This is a genomic window from Kribbella sp. CWNU-51, assembly GCF_054073265.1.
In genome coordinates this window covers 24,525-44,861 of the sequence record NZ_JBSXMZ010000039.1, presented here as the reverse complement: position 1 = coordinate 44,861, position 20,337 = coordinate 24,525, and the positions used below count along the sequence as shown (strand labels likewise).

General features: G+C 67.4%; 18 protein-coding genes. 16 read left to right on the top strand and 2 right to left on the bottom strand.

Annotation, left to right across the window (positions count from 1 at the left end; translation table 11 throughout):
- Positions 1–195 precede the first annotated feature (195 nt).
- The 6 genes from ACXC9Q_RS31475 to ACXC9Q_RS31450 all read left to right on the top strand — a co-directional run bounded on the left by ACXC9Q_RS31475 (position 196) and on the right by ACXC9Q_RS31450 (position 8,037).
- Positions 196–510, top strand: a complete 315-nt coding sequence (locus ACXC9Q_RS31475) for an ArsR/SmtB family transcription factor (protein WP_457060268.1) — start codon at positions 196–198, stop codon at positions 508–510.
- 484 nt (positions 511–994) lie between these two features.
- Positions 995–1,996 (top strand): ABC transporter permease, encoded by a 1,002-nt coding sequence (locus ACXC9Q_RS31470; protein ID WP_457060266.1) that lies wholly within the window; start codon positions 995–997, stop codon positions 1,994–1,996.
- Complete coding sequence (locus ACXC9Q_RS31465) at positions 1,993–2,937, top strand: carbohydrate ABC transporter permease (RefSeq protein ID WP_457060265.1); 945 nt, start codon at positions 1,993–1,995, stop codon at positions 2,935–2,937. Before ACXC9Q_RS31470 ends, ACXC9Q_RS31465 begins: the two co-directional genes overlap by 4 nt.
- Positions 2,938–2,964: 27 nt before the next feature.
- The gene (locus tag ACXC9Q_RS31460) at positions 2,965–4,626 is read left to right on the top strand and encodes a type 2 periplasmic-binding domain-containing protein (protein ID WP_329475249.1); all 1,662 of its coding nucleotides are present in this window, start codon (positions 2,965–2,967) and stop codon (positions 4,624–4,626) included.
- 5 nt (positions 4,627–4,631) lie between these two features.
- On the top strand, positions 4,632–6,923 hold the full coding sequence (locus tag ACXC9Q_RS31455) for a glycoside hydrolase family 95 protein (protein ID WP_457060262.1): 2,292 nt from the start codon (positions 4,632–4,634) through the stop codon (positions 6,921–6,923).
- Positions 6,924–7,023: 100 nt separating this feature from the next.
- The gene (locus tag ACXC9Q_RS31450) at positions 7,024–8,037 is read left to right on the top strand and encodes an ABC transporter substrate-binding protein (protein WP_457060260.1); all 1,014 of its coding nucleotides are present in this window, start codon (positions 7,024–7,026) and stop codon (positions 8,035–8,037) included.
- Here the strand turns inward: ACXC9Q_RS31450 and ACXC9Q_RS31445 are convergent.
- Entirely contained in the window at positions 8,034–8,582 is a 549-nt protein-coding gene (locus ACXC9Q_RS31445; RefSeq protein WP_457060258.1) for a dihydrofolate reductase family protein, read from the bottom strand. The genes ACXC9Q_RS31450 and ACXC9Q_RS31445 overlap by 4 nt on opposite strands.
- A 65-nt stretch (positions 8,583–8,647) precedes the next feature.
- A complete protein-coding gene (locus ACXC9Q_RS31440) occupies positions 8,648–9,262 on the bottom strand; it encodes a hypothetical protein (protein WP_457060256.1) in 615 nt (204 codons plus the stop codon).
- 151 nt (positions 9,263–9,413) lie between these two features.
- On the opposite strand from ACXC9Q_RS31440, the gene ACXC9Q_RS31435 reads away from it, so the two are divergent.
- From ACXC9Q_RS31435 to ACXC9Q_RS31390, 10 genes are all read left to right on the top strand, one after another.
- A complete protein-coding gene (locus tag ACXC9Q_RS31435; protein WP_457060254.1) occupies positions 9,414–10,415 on the top strand; it encodes an endonuclease/exonuclease/phosphatase family protein in 1,002 nt (333 codons plus the stop codon).
- 191 nt (positions 10,416–10,606) lie between these two features.
- The gene (locus tag ACXC9Q_RS31430) at positions 10,607–11,287 is read left to right on the top strand and encodes a hypothetical protein (protein WP_457060252.1); all 681 of its coding nucleotides are present in this window, start codon (positions 10,607–10,609) and stop codon (positions 11,285–11,287) included.
- Positions 11,287–13,056, top strand: coding sequence for a GMC oxidoreductase (locus tag ACXC9Q_RS31425; RefSeq protein ID WP_457060250.1), 1,770 nt, complete (start codon positions 11,287–11,289; stop codon positions 13,054–13,056). The genes ACXC9Q_RS31430 and ACXC9Q_RS31425 overlap by 1 nt, the downstream gene beginning before the upstream one ends.
- Before the next feature lie 133 nt (positions 13,057–13,189).
- Entirely contained in the window at positions 13,190–13,957 is a 768-nt protein-coding gene (locus ACXC9Q_RS31420) for a phytanoyl-CoA dioxygenase family protein (protein ID WP_457060249.1), read from the top strand.
- Positions 13,954–14,844, top strand: coding sequence for a helix-turn-helix domain-containing protein (locus ACXC9Q_RS31415; protein WP_457060248.1), 891 nt, complete (start codon positions 13,954–13,956; stop codon positions 14,842–14,844). Before ACXC9Q_RS31420 ends, ACXC9Q_RS31415 begins: the two co-directional genes overlap by 4 nt.
- Before the next feature lie 44 nt (positions 14,845–14,888).
- Positions 14,889–15,779 carry an LLM class flavin-dependent oxidoreductase gene (locus ACXC9Q_RS31410; protein ID WP_457060247.1) on the top strand — a complete coding sequence of 297 codons (891 nt, stop codon included), beginning with the start codon at positions 14,889–14,891 and terminating at the stop codon, positions 15,777–15,779.
- Between the two features lie 386 nt (positions 15,780–16,165).
- The gene (leuS, locus tag ACXC9Q_RS31405) at positions 16,166–18,646 is read left to right on the top strand and encodes a leucine--tRNA ligase (protein ID WP_457060245.1); all 2,481 of its coding nucleotides are present in this window, start codon (positions 16,166–16,168) and stop codon (positions 18,644–18,646) included.
- 28 nt (positions 18,647–18,674) lie between these two features.
- The gene (locus ACXC9Q_RS31400; protein WP_457060244.1) at positions 18,675–19,454 is read left to right on the top strand and encodes a class I SAM-dependent methyltransferase; all 780 of its coding nucleotides are present in this window, start codon (positions 18,675–18,677) and stop codon (positions 19,452–19,454) included.
- Positions 19,455–19,502: 48 nt separating this feature from the next.
- Positions 19,503–19,922 carry a secondary thiamine-phosphate synthase enzyme YjbQ gene (locus ACXC9Q_RS31395; RefSeq protein ID WP_457060243.1) on the top strand — a complete coding sequence of 140 codons (420 nt, stop codon included), beginning with the start codon at positions 19,503–19,505 and terminating at the stop codon, positions 19,920–19,922.
- 100 nt (positions 19,923–20,022) lie between these two features.
- A complete protein-coding gene (locus ACXC9Q_RS31390; RefSeq protein ID WP_457060242.1) occupies positions 20,023–20,229 on the top strand; it encodes a hypothetical protein in 207 nt (68 codons plus the stop codon).
- Positions 20,230–20,337: the final 108 nt, after the last annotated feature.

Below are 20,337 nucleotides of genomic sequence, written 5' to 3'. Positions count from 1 at the left end.
TTTGCATGGCGCTCAGCGTAGGCGAAGACCCGGCGCGTCCGCCTCCGAATTACCCGACCACTGCTGGTGATCAGGAGTACCATCGATAGTGCCTGGCCCGGCCGTTCCCCCGTGATGGTCGGGTCAGGTTTTCGCCTGATTGCGTAAGTAGATTCTTACGCGTAAGGTCTGGCTTACGGGTCTGACGAGGACGGCATGACGATCGTGGTGGGCGCCGTACTGACCGCGGTGGCCGATGGGTCGCGGCGGCGGATCGTGGCGCGGCTGGCGCAGGGGCCGGCGACGACCGGGCAACTGGCCGAACTGTTCCCGATCAGCCGGCCCGCCGTCTCGCAGCACCTGAAGATCCTGCAGACCGCCGAGGTCGTGCGGACCACCCTGGTCGGCCGGCATCGCTGGCACGAACTCAATCCCGACGCACTCCACGCGCTGGCGCACTGGGCCATCGACGTGGCCGCCCGTCACGAGAAGGCGCCGTCACTGCGCCATGCCCCTGGAGAAGGACGATGAGCCAGCCTGTCAGCTACGTCGAGCGTCGCTGCCCTGTTCGGTCTTGATGTGGTGCGGGTTCGTGATCGCCCGGGTGCATCGGGCGCCGGGTTGCTGTCCGGCTACCATCGACAGCCGGCTCGGGCATGTCAGGTCTTGACATGGACTGGTTCCGCCGGGTTGACTGCAATATAGTTCACAGAGGAAATAAATTCTGGTTCGGTCCGGTGTCGGTGGCTCAGAGCGACCCCGGGCAGAGTCGGTATGTGCCTGGATCCGGTGGCGTGCCATCGGATCATTCGGCGTTTTCCGAAGCTTGGTTGCCCAGGGCAAAGCGGGAAATCCCTTGTACTGAAGGGATCTGAGCCGATCGGTCACCGTCCAGTATCGACGGGGCCGGAGAGTCTTCCGCTGCCGGGGGTTCTGTGCCATCCTCCGGGGTAGCGAAACCCGAGATCCTATCGGATATCGGTTCCACTCCAGCGCGTGAGGGAAAGGATGCGGAGTGAGCGCAACCTTCGAGGTCAAACCGGCGCCGCCGGCACCGGCACCCCGGGAGGCGGTGAAAACCGCCCGGAACATCCCCAGGACCAGCCGCCGGACCGCGGCCGGCCGCAGCCTGCGCCGGCACTGGCAGCTCTACCTGCTGATCGTCGTACCGCTCGCGTACTTCGTCATCTTCAAGTACATCCCGATCACCAACGCGGTGATCGCGTTCAAGGACTACAGCCCCATCAAGGGCCCGTGGGGCAGTGACTGGGTCGGGTTCCGCAACTTCGAACTGTTCTTCCAGAACCCGGTGTTCTGGACCCTGGTGAAGAACACGTTCTTCTTGGCCGCCTATACCGTGCTGGCCAGCTTCCCGATCCCGATCGTGCTGGCCATCGCGCTGAACGAGATCCGCAACGGCCGGTTCAAGAAGGTCACCCAGCTGGTCACCTACGCGCCGTACTTCATCTCTACCGTGGTGGTCGTCTCGATGACGATCCTGGTGCTGTCGCCGCGGTTGGGGTTCGTCAACGACGCGATCGGCCTGTTCGGCGTACCCGCGGTCGACTTCCTCGGCAACCCGAACTACTTCCGCCACATCTACGTCTGGTCGGACGTGTGGCAGACCACCGGGTACTCGGCGGTGATCTACCTGGCCGCGTTGTCCGGCATCGACCCGGCGCTGCACGAGTCGGCCCGGATCGACGGGGCCAGCCGGCTGCAGCGGATCCGGCACGTCGACCTGCCCGGGATCATGCCGACCGCGGTGATCATCCTGGTGCTCGGCGTCGGAAACATCATGTCGATCGGGTTCGAGAAGGCCTTCCTGCTGCAGAACCCGCTGAACCTGGCCCAGTCGGAGATCATCGCGACCTACGTCTACAAGACCGGCCTGCTGAACGCCGACTTCAGCATGGCGACGGCGATCGGGCTGTTCAACTCGGTGATCAACCTCTTCCTCCTGCTTGGCGTGAACTTCGCGGCCAAGCGCATCACAGGGAACGGACTGTGGTCATGAGCGTTACGTTGCAGGGCTTCCGGCGTACGGCGGACAAGCGGTCGGAGCGCACCACGATCGAGGAGACGACGACCGACCGGATCTTCCTGATCGGCGTCAAGATCATGCTCTGGATCGCGCTGCTCGTCGTCACCATCCCGCTGATCTACATCATCGCCAACTCGTTCAGCAGCGCGTCGGCGGTGAGTGGCGGCCGAGTGCTGCTCTGGCCGATCGAGCCGAGCCTGAAGGCGTACAAGGTGGCCTTCGGCGACCCGCAGATCATGCAGGGCTACCTGAACTCGTTCATCTACGCGATCGGCGGCACGCTGATCAGCGTCACGCTGACGATCGCGATCGCCTACCCGTTGTCCCGCCGGACCTTCTTCGGCCGCAACGTGATCATGAGCGTGCTGATCTTCACCATGCTGTTCTCGGGCGGCCTGATTCCGACGTACCTGGTGGTGCAGGACCTGGGCATGCTGAACACCCGGTGGGCGATGGTGATCCCGAGCGCGATCGGGGTCTGGCAGGTGATCATCGCGCGGACGTTCTTCCGCTCGACCATCCCGGACGAGCTGTACGAGGCGGCCACCATCGACGGGGCCAGCGACCTGCGCTTCCTCTGGTCGATCGTGCTGCCGCTGTCCAAGCCGGTGATCGCGGTGATCGCGCTGATGTACGTGATCTTCCAGTGGAACAGCTACTTCGACGCACTCGTCTACCTCAAGGACCCCAGCCTCTATCCGTTGCAGATCGTGCTGCGCAACGTGCTGATCCTGAACACCGTTGCGGGTGGCTCGACCACCCAGAACCTGGCCCAGCAGCTCGACCAGCAACAGCTGGCCAACGTCCTCAAGTACGCGCTCATCGTCATCTCGAGTCTGCCCGTACTGATCATCTACCCGTTCGTCGCCCGCCACTTCACCAAGGGCGTGATGGTCGGCGCGGTCAAGGGCTGAAAGCCCACTTCAGAGAGGAACACAGCAATGCGCTCATCCGTGAGCAAGGTCGTTGCGCTGGCCGCGGCCGGTGCGCTCGCCCTGGCGGCGTGCAGTTCGGACAAGTCGGCCAAGGGGGCGGCGAACGAGACCTCGTCCGACGGCAAGGTGATCATCGACACCTTCACCCCGGCCGACCAGAACACCAACCTGGACACCAACGCGGTGACCAAGATCATCAGCGACAAGTTCAAGATCCAGTTCCGCTGGCAGACCACGACGTACGACGGCGGGCCGGCCAAGGAGAAGCGGCAGATCGCGCTGGCCAGTGGCGACTACCCGGACCTGTTCTTCCTGATCCCGTGGATCGACGCCTTCACCCAGGCCGAGGTGCTGAAGCTCGGCCAGCAGGGCGTCGCCGTACCGCTGGAAGACCTGATCAAGGAGAACGCGCCGAACATCCAGAAGGTGCTGGACTCCAACAAGGAGTACAAGGAGATGGCGACCGCACCGGACGGTCACATCTACGCGCTCCCCGAGTGGGCCGACTGCTACCACTGCACCTACCCGGACAAGCTGTGGATCAACAGCGCCTGGCTGAAGAAGCTCGGCCTGCAGGTGCCGAAGACGACCGAGGACCTGCGCAAGGTGCTCGAGGCGTTCAAGACCAAGGACCCGAACGGCAACGGCAAGGCCGACGAGATCCCGATGACGACCGACCCGCAGGACAGCAGCCTGATCGCCTACCTGATGAACGCGTTCGCGTACGACCCGGTCGGCGCGAACAACGGTGTCCGCTCGCTGCTCACGCTGAACGGCGACAAGGTGGTCACCCCGGTGACCTCGCCGCAGTGGAAGGAAGGCCTGAAGTACATCGCCTCCCTCTACAAGGAAGGCCTGATCGACCAGGCCGCGTTCACCCAGAACGCGCAGGCGCTGCAGGCCCAGGGCAACAACCCGAAGGCGGTCGTGCTCGGCTCCGTGCCGGTGCTCTGGCCGGGCATCTTCGTCCAGCTGGACTCGAAGGACGGCCGGGACAAGCAATACGACTCGGTGCCGCCGCTGACCGGTCCGGAGGGTAAGAGCTACACCGGGTACAACCACCCGACCTCCACCGGCTACACGTTCATGCTGACCAACAAGGCCAGCAAGGAGGCCCAGGTCGCGGCGATCAAGATGCTGGACTACATCTTCACCGACGAGGGCCAGATGACCGCCACCATGGGTCCGGAGGGTGTCGGCTGGAACAAGCCCAAGGCCGGTGAGATCGCACTCGACGCGAGCACCAAGCCGATGTACAACCCGGTCCAGAACGCGCCGAAGAACATCAACTGGGGCGCGCTGGCGCAGTACAACAACACGCTGGCCTACCGGAACGCGCAGGTCGTGCCGAAGGACATCTACACCGGTGCGGGTCTCGAGCGCCGGCTGTTCGAGGCGACCAAGCAGTACGAGGGTCACGAGGACAAGTCGCAGTGGTTCCCGCAGTCCTTCGTGTGGCCGGACCCGAGCCTCAGTGGTGAGCTGGCCACGCTGCAGACCAACCTGAACAGCTACGTGAACCAGAACCAGTTGGCCTTCATCACCGGCTCGAAGAACATCGACACCGACTGGGACGCCTTCGTGAAGGGTCTCGACAGCACCGGCATGCCGCGGTACCTGGAGATCAACCAGCAGGCCTACGACAAGTACAAGTCCGGGAGCAAATAAGCCTGATGTCGCACGAACTGTGGTTCCGTAAGCCTGCGCCGGACTGGTTCGAGGCGTTGCCGGTGGGCAACGGTCACCTCGGTGCCAAGGTGTTCGGCCGGGTCGGCGAGGAACGGATCGCCCTCAACCTCGACGATGTCTGGTCGGGCGACGGTCCTCGCGAGCTCGAGGTGACGGACGGTCCGGCCGTGCTGGCCGACGTACGGCGGCTGTTGCTGGCCGAGGGTGATCGGGCGGCGGCGACCGAGCGGACCCGAGCCCTGCAGGGTCCGCTGGTCGAGTCGTACCAGCCGCTCGCCGACCTCTTGATCAGCTCGGCCGGGGAACCACAGGAGTACCGCAGGAGTCTGGATCTCCGCACCGGAATCGTCGCCGTCGAGTACACCCTCGACGGCGTACGGTTCCGGCGCGAGACCTACGTGTCCGCGCCGGACCAGGTGATGGTGTGGACGATCACCGCGGATCAGCCGGGTGCGATCGACCTCGACCTGCGGTTGGCCGGGGCGCATCCGGTCCGTGTGGACGTGGCTGACGGCACCTATGGTGTTGTCGGGCACGCGCCGTCGGATCTCACCATCGAGTACCGGCAGAGTCCGGACCCGATCCGATACGAGGAAGGGCGCGGCATCGGGTTCGGTGTCGCGCTCCGCGCGGTGAACGACGGCGGCAGTGTGTCAGTGACGGAAGCGGGCGTCGCCGTCCGTGGCGCCGACGGTCTGACCGTTCTGGTGTCGGCGGCCAGCACGTTCGAGGGATGGTCGGTGCCGCCCGGTCGCGATCCGCTCGTGGCGTTGCGCGAGGCAACCGCTCTGCTGGACGCGGTTGCCCTGGACAAACTTCGGGACCGCCACCTCGAAGATCACCTCGGGCTCTACGAACGCGCCGAGCTGCACCTGGGCGACGCGGTGGAGCTGCCGACCGACGAGCGGATCAAGGCGGTCGCTGCCGGCGGCAACGATCCGGACCTGGTCGCCCTGACGTTCCACTTCGGTCGCTATCTGCTGATGGCGTCCTCGCGGCCGGGGACCCAGGCCGCCAACCTGCAAGGCCTCTGGAACCAGGACCGCCGGCCGATGTGGGCCAGCGACTGGACGAACAACATCAACACCCAGATGAACTACTGGCCCGCCGACCTGACCGGGCTGGGGGAGTGCTTCGACCCGCTCACCGATCTCCTCGAGGGTTTGGCGGAGTCGGGTGCGGAGACCGCGCGGATCCTGTACGACGCTCCCGGCTGGGTGTCGCATCACAACGCGGACATCTGGCGCGCGACCTGGCCGGTGGGTGAAGGTGGCGACGATCCCGTCTGGTCGATGTGTGCGACCTGTGGTGTCTGGCTCACCGCACATCTGATGGAGCACTACCGCTTCGGCCTGGACGTGGATTTCCTGCGGGACCGTGCGTACCCGCTGATCACGGGCGCCGCGGAGTTCGTGCTGTCGATGCTCGTCGAAGACGCTGACGGCACGCTGCAGTTCATCCCGTCGACCGCGCCCGAGCACCACTTCATCCTGCCGACCGGTGAGAAGGCATCGGTCGACCTGACCTCGACGTACGACATCTGGCTGATCCGCGAGCTGTTCGCCAACCTGGCCGAAGCGGAAGGCGTCCTGGGTCTGTCCTCCGACCTCGCCGCCCGGACGGCCGCCGCCCGGGAGCGGTTGCCGAAGATCGGTACGACGCCCGACGGCCGGCTGCTCGAATGGCCGACGGACTGGCAGCCGTCCGAGCCGCAGCACCGGCACCAATCGCATCTCTACGGTCTCTACCCGGGCGCCGAGATCGATCCCACGCGTACGCCGGACTGGGCAGCGGCCGCGCGTGCCTCGCTCGAGCTGCGGACCGCGGGCGCGACGAACGGCGGCTGGACGGCGGCCTGGCTGGTGGCGCTCTGGGCGCGGCTGTTCGAGCCCGAGAAGGCGTCGGCGGTCATCCAGGACTATCTGAGCCGACTGGTCTCCGACAACCTGTTGCACCGCGACGGCGACATCTTCCAGATCGACGCGAACTTCGGCATGACCGGCTGCATTCCGGAACTGCTGTTGCAGAGCCACACCGACGTCATCCGCGTGCTGCCGGCCTTGCCGGCCGGCTGGCCGGACGGCTCGTTCCACGGTCTGCGTGCCCGCGGCGGCCTGACTTTCGACGTGACCTGGCAGGACGGCGTACTGACGGCGGCGACGGTCCACGCGACCCACGCCGGCACTCACCGCATCGCCCTCACCCCCGACGACATCCGCACCGTCACCCTGGCCCCCGGCGACCAACGCCCCCTCATCCCCTCAACCCCACTTTGAGCACGGCTCGACCATTTTCGCGGCGCTCTGATGGTTGAGCCGTGCACAAGGTGCGCCTGGTTAGGGATGCCTAACCAAAGTTGTTGTAAGGTCAACGGCTGTGAAGAAGCTGATCGGAATTGGCGTGGTGGCCGCGCTGCTGGTGCTGGCTGGGTGTGGTGGCAAGGACACCGGGAGTGCCGACACGGGGGTCGGTGACAAGGACGTGGCGACTGGCGGGCGGTTGTTCAAGACTGCCGACGAGGAGACCGCCAAGCTCGGGTCGGACGCGCAGCCGGGGCAGTTCCCGCGGACGGTGACGCACGCGCTGGGCGGGACCAAGCTGGAGAAGAAGCCCGAGCGCGTCGTCGTCCTGGACAGCGGCGAGCTCGACGACGTACTCGCGCTCGGCATCACGCCGGTCGGGATGGCGACGACCGCCGGTCAGGCCGGCGTTCCGTCGTACCTGGCCGACAAGGCGCAGGGGATCAAGACCGTCGGCGGGATCAGTGAGCTGAACCTCGAGGCGATCGCCGCGTTGAAGCCGGACCTGATCCTGGGCAGCAAGCTGCGGGCGAACGATCTGTACGACAAGCTCAGCGCGATCGCGCCGACGGTCTTCAGCATCCGGCCCGGGTTCCCGTGGAAGGAGAACTTCCTGCTGGTCGCGGACTCGGTCGGCGAGGAGGACAAGGCCACCGGGATCCTGAACGACTACCAGAAGCGCGCCGACGACGTGAAGTCCAAGGTGCAGGGATCGCCGACGATCTCGCTGGTGCGGTTCCGGCCGGGCGAGATCTGGCTGTACGGCAACCTGTCGTTCATCGGCGTGATCCTGAAGGACATCGGGCTGCCGCGGCCTAAGATCCAGGACGTGCAGGATCTCGCCGTCGAGGTGTCGCAGGAGAACATCGGGCAGGCCGTCGGCGACTGGATCTTCTACTCCAGCTACGGCAAGCCGGACACCACCGCCGAGAACACCGTTGTCAACGGCAACCTCTGGAAAGCCTTGCCGGCGGTCAAGAACGGCCAGGTGGCGCGTGTCGACGACGAGGTCTGGTTCCTCGGCCTCGGCCCGCTCGGCGCGACGGACGTCCTGACCGACCTGGAGAGGTTGCTGGGCCCGAAGGGTTAGAGGATGCGGTAGTGGAGGTGGACGAAGCCGCTGGTGAAGCGGCGTTCGTCGAGAAGTTCCAGGCGCAGCCGGAGGTCGTTCGGCAGGGCATGTTTGCCGCCGCCGACCATGATCGGAGCGATGAACAGGTGGCACTCGTCGACGAGGCCGCCGTTCAGGGCCTGGCCGGCGAGGTCGGCGCCGCCGATGCTGAGGTCGGCCGCGGAGGATTCCTTGAGGCGCTGGATCGCATCGGGTTCGAAGGTGCGCCAGATGCGCGTCCTGGCACTCGTCACAGCCTGCAGTGTTCGTGAGTACACGACCTTCTCCGCCGATCGCCAGATCTCGGCGTACTCCCGCGACGCTCCCGAGTGGTCGGTGGCGGTCTCCCAGTAGACCATCGTGTCGTACATCCGCCGGCCGTACAGGTACGTCGCGATCGGACGCTCCAGCTCGTTGACGAACGAGTGCACCTCCTCGTCCGGTGCCGCCCACTCGAACCCTCCGTCGGCATCCTCGACGTACCCATCGAGGGACGTGATAGCCGAATAGATCAGGTTGGCCATCTCACTGTCCTTCCGTGGTGACCGGGAGCAGTCCGCGGTCGGCGAAGACCTTCTTGGCAGCGGGATCAGTCGAGGACGCGACCGCGGTCGGTGACCGTGACGGCCGGAGCGCACCGGCTGACGGCCGCGGCCAGCTCGTCGAAGTGGAGCGGGCGGCCGAGGATCTCGAAGGTGCCCGGCCAGGGACGGCACGGGCCCCACGCCTTCGAGCTGCGGGGCAACGCGTCGTCGTCGTACCGGAGAACGATCAGATACGGATGCCAGGACTCGCCGCCGTCGCCGTTGTCGAAGTGCCGCTCGACCCGGCAGATACCGTGCACCTCGGACCACGGGATGGCCTGCGGCTGCTCCCCGCCGAGGTAGATCCCGGTGTCGTCGACCGTCAGCAGGACGTCCTCGTCGTCGGCCTCCCGGCGCTCCTCGAGGGCGGTGACCGCGCCGACCAGCAGCAGGATCGGCAGTCCGACCGCGAAGATCAGCGGCATGCCGCCCCAGGACAGCCAGACCGCCTCGAGCGGCGCGCGGACCGATGCGCCGCGGATGGCCTGGATCACAACGATGCCCAGCGTGAGCAGCACCATCAGGCCGAACACCAGCGTGCCGAGGTACAGCAGGGTCTTCGTGGTGCCGAGCCCATGTCGCTTCACGACGAACGGCTCAGCGGTCTGCACAGGCGGCATACCGGCATTGTCGGCGCTGTCCCACGAAGGCACCAGCTCTCTCACGGAATCCTCATCATTACGGTCCGATCGGTCCTTCGGACGGATGAAATCGGCCCGTTCGACCCGGCATGGACTTTGGTCCGGGCCAAGTGTCCGCAACAATCGCTGCATGCCGGACCGCCAGACCGCAGTCGCCACTCGCACGCCGTCGCCTCGGCGCGGCGCCTCCCGACGCCGTCGGAAGGGCAGTATGTGGCGTCGCGGCTGGCTGATCGCCGTCCTCGCGATCCTGACCGCGCTCCCGTTGCTCTTCCACCGCTACGTCCCGAACTCCGTCGGCAACCTGGGCAGCCTGCTCGACACCTTCCTGCCCTGGGTCGGCGTCGCCGTACCGATCCTCGCGGTGGCCGCGGTGGTGCGACGTTCCGCCATCGCGGGAGTCGCGCTGCTGGTCCCCGTGGTGGTGTGGGGGCTGATGTTCGGCGATCTGCTGATCCCCGGCAAGGGTGCCGGCGGCGCGTACGACCTGCGGGTCCTGTCCCACAACGTCGACGCGGCCAACCCGGACCCGAAGACGACCGCCCAGGACCTGATCGCCGCCGACGCGGACGTGATGGCGCTGGAGGAGATCACCACGGCGGACATGAAGGTCTACAAGGCCGAGTTCGCCAAGAAGTATCCGTACGAGGTCTCCCGGGACACGGTCGCCCTGTGGTCGAAGTACCCGGTGGCGCAGAGTGAGTCCGTCGACGTCGGCTTCAAGTGGACCCGCGCGCTGCGGGCCGAGGTCAGCACGCCGGAGGGCAAGGTCGCGGTGTACGTCGCCCACCTCGCGTCGGTGCGGGTCGGCACCAGCGGCTTCACCTCGAACCAGCGCAACGACACCATCAAGGCGCTGGGCCGGCAGATCGCCGACGAGAAGCTGGCCGGCGTGATCGTGATGGGCGACTTCAACGGTACGGCGAACGACCGCAGCCTGGCCCCGTTGACCGCCGGACTGCGCTCGGCTCAAGGGGCCGCCGGGCAAGGGTTCGGGTTCACCTGGCCGGCCAAGTTCCCGATGGCGCGGATCGACCACATCATGGTGCGCGGCGTCACCCCGACCAAGGCGTGGGTGATGAAGCCCACCGGCAGTGACCATCGACCGGTCGTCGCCGAGCTACGGATCTGACCCGATCCTGGCTCGTGTTCGCCGCCTCGTTCGTGCTCTGGGCCTGGCTGCGGCCGATCGCCGTACCGGGGGAAGAGAAGTCGACCGAGGAGTAACCCGGCCGCGGGTGGCCTCGTTGTGGGACCAGTAAGCGAAGTGGTCCCACAGCCGAGCTGGCGCGGGACACGCTCAACGGGCTGACCGTGTTCGCGATGCCCGGCCCGGATCCGTACTCGCGGACCCAGGGCACCCCGAGCCCGACACCGGGCGCGATCGAGGCCGGCGCGACCGACTTCATCATCAACTCGCTGGACAACTTCGTCCCGTTCCCGGACGAGATCGCGCAGCCCGTCGCGGCCGCCCTGGTGACCGGTCTCGCGGACCCGGGGATCGCGTTGCCGGGTCTCGACGTACTCCCGGTGAAGCTGCACACGCTCGACCAGGCGCTGGCGGCGTACCTGGAGAGTGACGAGGCGCTGCCGCTGTCGTTCCCGATCGCCGGCCTGCTGAACCTGATGGCCACCCAGGTCAATCCGCTCGCGGTGAACGGGCCGCACCTGTCGCCGTTCGCGCGGCTCTCGTACGCCGAGAAGGCGCAGGCGTTCGAATTGATCGAGCGGACCGACGCGGATCTGGTCGCATTGCTCGACGTGCAGTTCCCGGAGCCGTTGAAGGCCTCGGTGTCCGGGCTGCTGAAGTTCGTCGGTGGCGCGCTGATCGAGTTCGCCACCTTCGGGGCGTACGGCGAATCGGCCGTCTACGACAAGGTGAGCCGCACGCTGCGGAAGCGGCCGGTCGGCTGGAACCACACCGGCTACCAACCGCACGGCCCGGTCGAGGGCTGGGACGACTTCATCGGCTACTACCAGGGGCGCCAGGAGGTGCACGACTGATGCGCGACGTCATCGTGATCGGAGCGGGCGGCGGCGGGCCGGTGGTGGCGAAGGAGCTCGCCGCGCAGGGTCTCGACGTACTGCTGCTCGAGGCCGGGCCGCGGAATGCGCATCCGCGGGACAATTGGACGACGTTCGAGGACGACGCGAACAACCCGCTCACCGGCTACCTGCGCTGGGGGCCGTCCGACCGGTCCAAGCCGGCCTGGTACCGCGAGTGGCCGCAGAACTCGTTCGTCTGGCAGCTGTCCGGCGTCGGCGGCACCACACAGCACTTCTACGGCAACTACCCGCGCGCGTACCCGGGCGTCTTCGAGGGGTACGACGGCGCCGACAAGTCCGCGTACGACGTCGATCACCGCTTCCCCTTCTCTTATCGGGAAATGGTGCCGTACTTCGAATGGGTCGAGGCGACCATGCCGGTGATGACCGCGGCGATGGGTCACAAGGAGCAGACCTTCTTCCGCGGCGCCGAGACGCTCGGGTTGCCGGTGCAGACCACGAAGACCACGCACCGGCCGGCGTACCGGCCGCAGGAGAACGCGATCCTGCAGCCGGGTGGGACGGCGGGGAAGACAGCTGACAAGGACCTGCTCGTCTACCCGAAGGCGACCGGGTGCACGTTCTGCGGGTACTGCTTCCAAGGCTGCATGCGGCCGAATGGTGCCCCACGCAACCAATTCGCCAAGCGCTCGACGGACAACAGTTACGTGCCGATGGCACTGACCGCGGACGTGTGGTCGCGCGGCGGCAAGCCGGTCGAGCTGATCGCGGACGCGTTCGTCACCCAGGTGCATGCCGAGAAGCGGCACGGTGTGCTGACCGCCACCGGTGTCACCTGGCGCTCGGCGGGTGTGGAGCACCGTGAAGACGCCCGGGTCGTGGTGATGTCGGGTGGCTGTACGGAGAACCCGCGGCTGTGGCTGAACAGCGGGCTGCCGAATCCGAACGGGTGGGTCGGGCGTGGGTACACCGACCACTTCTTCGACTGGGTGTTCGGGGTCTTCGACGACTACACCGGCAACCCGAAGGGTGTCGGCTCGAGCGCCCGGCTGGACTACCCGCCGTACGGCGGTCTGGAGAACGTCGGCCTGCCACCGGCGCTGGCCGCCTTCGCAGGGACACTGTCCGACAGCGGGATCCGTGGACAGTACAAGAACGGTCGCGGCCGGACCGGGCCGTGGGACGGGCCGGCCGGGCGCGTGATGGGGCCGGAGCTGAAGGAGGTCCTGTCGCACGGGCTGGACCGGCTGCTGAGCGTGCTGGTGATCACCGACGACGACGTCGAGGCGCAGAACCGGGTCACCCTGTCGGCGCTGCCGGCGGACGAGAACGGGCCGATACCGAAGGTCACCTTCAAGCAGCGCCAACGGTCCGCGCGGACGCTGCGGAACCGCGAGTTCATGGCGCGGAAGGCGGCCGAGTTGCTCCGGGGCGCCGGCGCGAAGAAGGTCTACCGGATCGACTGGGCGCCGCTGATCCTGCACGTCCAGTCGTCGATGCGGATGGGCTCGTCGGAGCGCAACTCCGTCGTCGACCCGCGCGGCGAGACGCGGGCGGTGAAGGGGCTGTTCATCGCCGACAACTCCGCGTTGTCCAACGGTCTCGGCGGTCCGAACCCGACGCTGACCTCCCAGGCGCTGGCGACGCGGACGGCCGAGAACATCTTCGCGACGTACTTCGACGGCGATCCATGGGTGCACTTGAGTGCACCGGTGGTGTCCACCGACCCACGGATCAGCGTGCGGCTGGGGCAGCTCGGGCTGTAACCCTGACCGGGGCGGTGGGGTGGGGAAAGGATCAAACACTGTCCGTTTGACGAACCTCGGCGTCCGGCGCGGTCCTGCCGTCCGGGCGCCGATCTTCCTACGCTCGAAGTACCCGATCAGGAGGAACTTCGAGATGACGATCACCTCTGACAAGCCCGAGCTGTCGTCCCTGGCCCGGCAGTACGCCGACGAGGGTTTCGTGCTGGTGAAAGGCCTGCTCAGCAAGGAAGAAGCGGCGTACTACCGGCAGCGCAGCCACGACCTGCTGGCGCAGCTGAACCGCCACGACGACCCCACCTGGAAGTCGGCGATGGGGCTGGCCGACGGCGCGACCCGGCTGCAGCATCTGCACGACGCGCAGTTCTACGACGCCGAGTTCGCCAAGCTGCTGGTGGACCCGCGCTTCACCGACGTGGCCGCCGCGGTGATGGGTGTGGACAACGTGCAGCTGCACCACACCAAGCTGTTCGTGAAGCCGCCGGAGAGCGGTTCGCCGTTCCCGCTGCACCAGGACCACCCGTTCTTCCCGCACACGTACCACCGGGTCGGTGCGGCGATCTTCCACTTCGACGACGCGCCGGTCGAGAAGGGCTGCGTCCGGGTGATCCCGGGCAGCCACAAGGACGGTCCGCGGGAGCACGACCCGGAGGGCTCGTACCACCTGACTGACGTACCGTTCGACACCGCGACACCGCAGCCGGCCGAGGCGGGCGACGTACTCTTCTTCACCTATCTGACCGTGCACGGGTCCGGGGTGAACGTGAGCGACGAGGCCCGGACGACCTGGCTGATCCAGTACCGCGACCCGGCGGACCCGCCGATGGTGAAGACGCACGACTGGTCGCTCGGGCAGGGCATGATGCTGCGAGGAGTCGACCCGACCGGTAGGAGCGCTGTTTGACCCTCGCGGACGTCGCTGCTGCGGACCGCTTCGTCGACCTCGCCGGACTGCTGGAGTCCTGCGAGGTCGACGGGTTCCGCGCGGACTTCCTCAGCTGGGGCCACTACCGGCCGGAGTACTGGCGCAACTACTGGCACAGCCACTCGTTCCACGAGGTCTGCCTCGCGTACTCCGGCGAGGGGCGCTTCAACTCCGGCGACGTGCGGTACGACGTCCAGCCGGGCTCGGTGTTCATCGCGCGCCCCGGCGACGTCCACGAGATCGAGTCCAGCCGGAGTGCCCCGCTCGGCATCGCCTTCTGGGGCTTCACGTTCCGCCCGGGGACCGACGAACCTGGTTGGTGGTCGGGCCTCACCCGGGCCGACGGACCAGTCCTGTCCGAGCGCACCGGCTCGCTGCCCGCATTGATCACAGCACTGGCGGCCGAGGCGGCAGCGCCCGTGTCTGGCTACAGCACCACTCTCGCAGCCTTGGGCGGCACTCTCGTCGTGGAGACGGCCCGTGCCTTCGCACTGGACGAGGACCTCGCCGTCGAACCCGTCAGACGCGATCGCGGTCCGCTGGTGGTCGAGGCGATGCAGCGTCACCTTCGCGACAACCTGTCCCGCCCGATCACCGTGCGGGATGTCGCCGCCGCCGCGCACCTGTCGGAGCGCCATGCCGAACGGCTGTTCCACCAGCAGACCGGCGCATCGATCATGTCCACCCTGCGCCGCCTCCGCCTCGAACTGGCCGCGCAACTGCTCCTGGACCCGACGATGACCGTGACCGAGGTGGCCCGAGCCTGCGGGTACTCCGACGTACGCCCGTTCTCCACCGCCTTCCGGCGCCACTACGGCCGCACCCCGGGGGAGCACCGTCGTACCGGCGGCACCGAGTTCATCTGATCATGTTTGACCTCAACTATGGTTGATGTTCCAGGATTGCGGCCATGATCGAGATCGGCGTCATCCTCCCGTCCGTGCCCGTCCAGCAGAGCGAAAAGGTCGACCTTCGAGAGGCCGCTCGGTACGCCGAGCAAGCGGGCCTCGACAGCGTCTGGATGGGGGACCATCTGGCGATCGGCGCCGCCACCCTGGAAATGACCGTCGGGCTCGCGACCGCGGCGGCCGTCACCGACCGGATCGCGATCGGTGCCAGTGTCTTCGTCCCCGCGATCCGGCCGCTCGCCTGGGCGGCCAAGCAGATCGCGTCGCTGCAGTACGTCTCAGGCGAACGGCTGATCCTCGGTCTCGGATCAGGCGGTGGCGAGGCCCAGTGGCAGGCGGCGGAGGTGCCGTACGCCGACCGCGGCCGACGAACCGATCGAGCGCTCGAAGCCCTCCCGGCCTTGCTGGCCGGCGAGGCGATCGAGCTCGACGACGGACCGCTGCTGCAGTTGGCGCCGGCCGTCGCGCGGCCGCGATTCTGGGTGGGCAACGATTCGGCCGTCGCCCGGAGGAGAGCGGCGCGGCTCGGCGATGGCTGGTTCCCTTCGCTCGTGCCCGTCGAGGACGTGGCAGCGGGGCGGGAGCACCTGGTCCGGCTTGCCGACGACCTTGGGCGCCCGCTGCCGACCATCGCCATTGGTGGAGTGGCAGCCGTCGGTGCCGCGACCAGTCAGGTGAGAGAACTGGCGAGCGGGATCGCCGCCGGATACGGCATGGCGTTCGATCGCGCTCTGTCGTTGCCACTCGGCGGCAGCGTCGAGCAGGCCGCGGACCGCTTGGGGCAGTACGCCGACGCCGGGGCCACTCACGCCGTACTAGGACTCGGTGGCACGGACTGGCGGACCCAAGTCGATCGCCTGGCCGCCGTCCGCACGCTGCTCCACGAGTCCTGATTCGAGCCCGATGGGCGGTTGGTGGTCGTCGAGTCGTGGAGTCGGGTGCGGGTCGGCGGTCTGTGCGGACCGCGATCCACGAGTCGATGCCCAGTGCGGCGCTCTGCGTGCGGACGTCGCCGTACGGCGAGCGTGTCCTCACCTTGAGCACCCATCAACCACTGAACGGCCGCTGCGATGGTTGACCGGTGCTCAAGGCCGGGGCGGTCCGATGCGCTATTGTGGTGCTATGCGAGTGAGCCTGCTCCTTAGTTAGCCGTACTGGCATCGAGGCGTCGATGCGCCGGTCAGTGCGGCAGCCCCTCCTGCGCGAGGGGCTTTTTCATGTCCTGGGACGCCTTCTGGCACATTTAGGCTCAACAACACACGAATGCGGGAGTAGTACCGTGAGCGAGCAGGTGGATGACACCCCGATCGACCGGGGTGGATACGACTTCAACGCCATGCAGGCCAAGTGGCGCCCGGTCTGGGAGAAGCTGGACCCGTTCAAGGCGCGTGACGACGGCACGGCCGAGCGGCGCTACGCGCTCACGATGTTCTCCTACCCCTCCGGCGACCTGCACATGGGCCACGCCGAGGTGTTCGCGCTGCACGACGTGCTGTCGCGCTACTGGTTCCAGCAGGGGTACGACGTCCTGAACCCGATCGGCTGGGACTCCTTCGGGCTGCCCGCCGAGAACGCGGCGATCAAGCGCAACGAGCACCCGGCCACGTTCACCTACGCCAACATCGAGACCCAGGCCGAGTCGATCCGCCGGTACGCGATCAGCTTCGACTGGTCCCGCCGGCTGCACACGTCCGACCCGGAGTACTACCGATGGACGCAGTGGCTGTTCCTGCGGTTCTACGAGCGCGGGCTGGCTTACCGCAAGGCGTCGTACGTGAACTGGTGCCCGCACGACCAGACCGTGCTGGCCAACGAGCAGGTCATCCAGGGCCGGTGCGAGCGGTGCGGGCACGAGGTCACCAAGCGCGAGCTGACCCAGTGGTACTTCAAGACCACGGAGTACGCCCAGCGGCTGCTGGACGACATGGAGCTGCTGCAGTGGCCGGAAGAGATCCTGCTGATGCAGCGCAACTGGATCGGCCGGTCCGAGGGCGCGTTCGCGAACTTCAAGGTCGAGGGCCGCGACGAGCCGATCAAGGTCTTCACCACCCGTCCGGACACGCTGTTCGGCGCCACCTTCATGGTGGTCGCGCCGGACGCCAAGCTGGCCGCTGAACTGGTCACGCCGGATCAGCAGGCCGCCTTCGACGAGTACCTGGCCGCCGTGAAGGCGACCACCGAGATCGAGCGGCTGAGCACCGAGCGGGACAAGACCGGCGTCTTCCTGGGCTCGTACGCGATCAACCCGGTGACCGGGCAGCGGATCCCGATCTGGGCGGCCGACTACGTGCTGGCCGACTACGGCACCGGCGCGATCATGGCGGTCCCCGGCCAGGACACCCGGGACTGGGAGTTCGCGGAGAAGTTCGGGCTGCCGATCGTGCGGACCGTCGAGCCTTCGGCGGACTTCGACGGTAAGGCCTACACGGGGGAAGGCCCGGCCATCAACAGCGCCAACGCCGAGATCAGCCTGGACGGGCTGGACGTCGCCGACGCCAAGTCGCGGATCATCGACTGGCTGGAGGGCAAGGGGCTGGGCGAGCGGACGATCAATTACCGGCTGCGCGACTGGCTGCTGAGCCGGCAGCGGTACTGGGGCTGCCCGATCCCGATCATCCACTGCCCGTCCTGTGGCGAGGTGCCGGTCCCGGACGACCAGCTGCCGATGGAGCTGCCCGACCTGCGCGGCGCGGACCTGCAGCCGAAGGGTGTCTCGCCCCTGGCGGCCGACCGCGAGTGGGTCGAGGTCGACTGCCCGAAGTGCGGTGGCAAGGCCGAGCGCGACACGGACACGATGGACACCTTCGTCGACTCGTCCTGGTACTTCCTGCGCTATCTGTCGCCGGAGTTCGTCGAGGGCCCGTTCGACCCGGCCGCGGCCGAGCGCTGGATGTCGGTGTACCAGTACGTCGGCGGCAAGGAACACGCCGTACTGCATCTCCTGTACGCGCGGTTCTTCGTCAAGGCGCTGCACGACATGGGCCTGCTGACCGTGGTCGAGCCGTTCACCCGGCTGCTGAACCAGGGCCAGGTGATCAACCAGGGCAAGGCGATGAGTAAGTCGCTGGGCAACGGTGTGAACCTGGGCGACCAGATCGACGAGTACGGCGTGGACGCGGTCCGGCTGACCATGGTGTTCGCCGGTCCGCCGTCGGACGACATCGACTGGGCCGACATGTCGCCGGGCGGCTCGCTGAAGTTCCTGCAGCGGGCCTGGCGGCTGGCGGGATCGGTCGAGGCGCCGGTGGGCTCGGATCCGTCGACCGGTGACGTCGCGCTGCGCAAGATCACCCACCGGACGGTCGCGGACGCGGCCGAGCTGATCGACTCGATGCGGTTCAATGTGATGGTGGCCCGGATCATGGAGCTGGTGAACGCGACCCGGAAGGCGATCGACGCCGGCCCGGGCGCGGCCGACCCGGCGGTCCGCGAGGCGGTCGAGACAGTGGCCGTCCTGCTGAGCCTGGTCGCGCCGTACACGGCCGAGGAGATGTGGGAGGAGCTGGGCCACGAGCCGACGGTCGCCAAGGCCGGCTGGCCGAAGGTCGACCCGGCCCTGCTGGTCCAGGACACGGTCACCTGCGTGGTCCAGATCGCCGGCAAGGTGAAGGACCGGCTGGAGGTCTCGCCGGACATCTCCGACGCCGACCTGGAGCAGCTGGCGCTGGCGTCCGACGCGGTCCAGAAGGCCCTGGACGGCCGCGGCACCCGCAAGGTCATCGTCCGCGCGCCGAAGCTGGTCAACATCGTCCCGGCCTAGAACTCGAGCTTTACCGATACGGTGACGCGTGAACCAGAATGAACGGCTGCTTCACGCGTCATCGTTCGGCGCAGCGGCGGTCGCGTACGCCGAGCACCGTCCGGACTACGCTCAGGCCGCGGTGCGCTGGGCGCTCGAGCCCGCACCCGGCCCGCGCGTGCTCGACCTCGGCGCTGGAACCGGCAAGCTGACTGCCACGCTGGTCGCGTTGGGCGCCGAAGTCGTTGCAGTCGAGCCCGACCCAGCGATGCTGACCGAGCTGCACCGCTCGCTGCCGGCTGTCCGTGCCTTGCCGGGTAGCGCTGAGGCGATACCGCTGCCGGACGCGTCCGTCGATGCCGTGCTGGCCGGCAACGCCATGCATTGGTTCGACATGGCCGTCGCGGGACCCGAGATCGCCAGGGTCCTCGCACCCAGCGGCATCCTGGCCGGCCTGTGGAACGTCATGGACGACCGGGTCGAGTGGGTCGCCGGGCTCGCGCGGGTCAGCGGGAGCGCGGCCGTCGGCCCGCGCGACACGCCCGCCAGTTGGCGCGCCGAGACGGCCGGCGCGCACCTTCCGAAGACCGGTGCGGCCGCCCGATTCGGCTCGCCGGAGCAGGCCGAGTTCCCGCACGGGCAGCTCCGCACCGCCGACTCTCTCGTTGCGACCATCGCGACGCGCGCGGGGGTGCTGGTCATGCCAGAACAGGAACAAGAGGCCACGCTGAGCCGGATTCGTGCCTTCCTCGCGAGTAGACCGGAGACCGCCCGCGGCGACTTCACCCTCCCGATGTCTACCGGGGTGCTGCGCGTCCGGCGGCTGTGAGGCATCTCGTCGACAGCTGGAGTACCACCCACGGACTACGCTGCTCAGATGCGCTCTGAGCTCATCGATGTCACCACCGGCGGTACCGAGGTCGTCTTCGACCTGACGAGCATGTGCGAGCAGTTCGTTGCCTCCGAGGCCCATCAGGCCCAGGGCGACGGACTGCTGCACCTGTTCGTCCCGCACGCGACGGCCGGGATCGCGATCCTCGAGACCGGGGACGGCAGCGACACCGACCTGCTCGCGGTGCTCGAGCAGTTGCTGCCGCGCGACTTCGGCTGGCGGCACCGGCACGGTACGCCGGGGCACGGGCGTGACCACGTGCTGCCCGCGCTGATCCCGCCGTACGCGTCGGTTCCGGTGCTCGACGGGCGGATGATGCTCGGCACCTGGCAGTCGATCTGCCTGGTCGACATCAATGTGGACAATCCGCGCCGGCAGGTCCGCCTTTCCTGGCTCCCCGGTTAACGGACTACCGGGTAACTCATTCGTGCGGACCTCGGTGACTTATCGTGATGTTGCGGATCGCGTTACGTTTGCGAAACACGACTCCGCTTGAATTGCCTGTATGGCAGCGCTTGACACCCTTCGGGCCCAGTGGGCGGGACTCGGCACCGAACTCCTGATCCGCGCCACCCGCGGCATTTGTGACGGCAGCGTGCTGAATGCCGATTCCGGTCGCGCGGACACCCGCGCCCGGATCGACGACTGGACCGGGGTGCTTTCTCTCTACACCGGTGAAAATGAATCCGTCTCGGTTCAGGCGACTGCTTGAAAACACTTTCTTCCGCGCCCTCAGTTATTTGATGCTGAATCAACTTGTTGCCCTCATCAACGAATTGGTGTGATCCAGGCCGCATCCCGCGCCTCGGTTCCGCCCCGC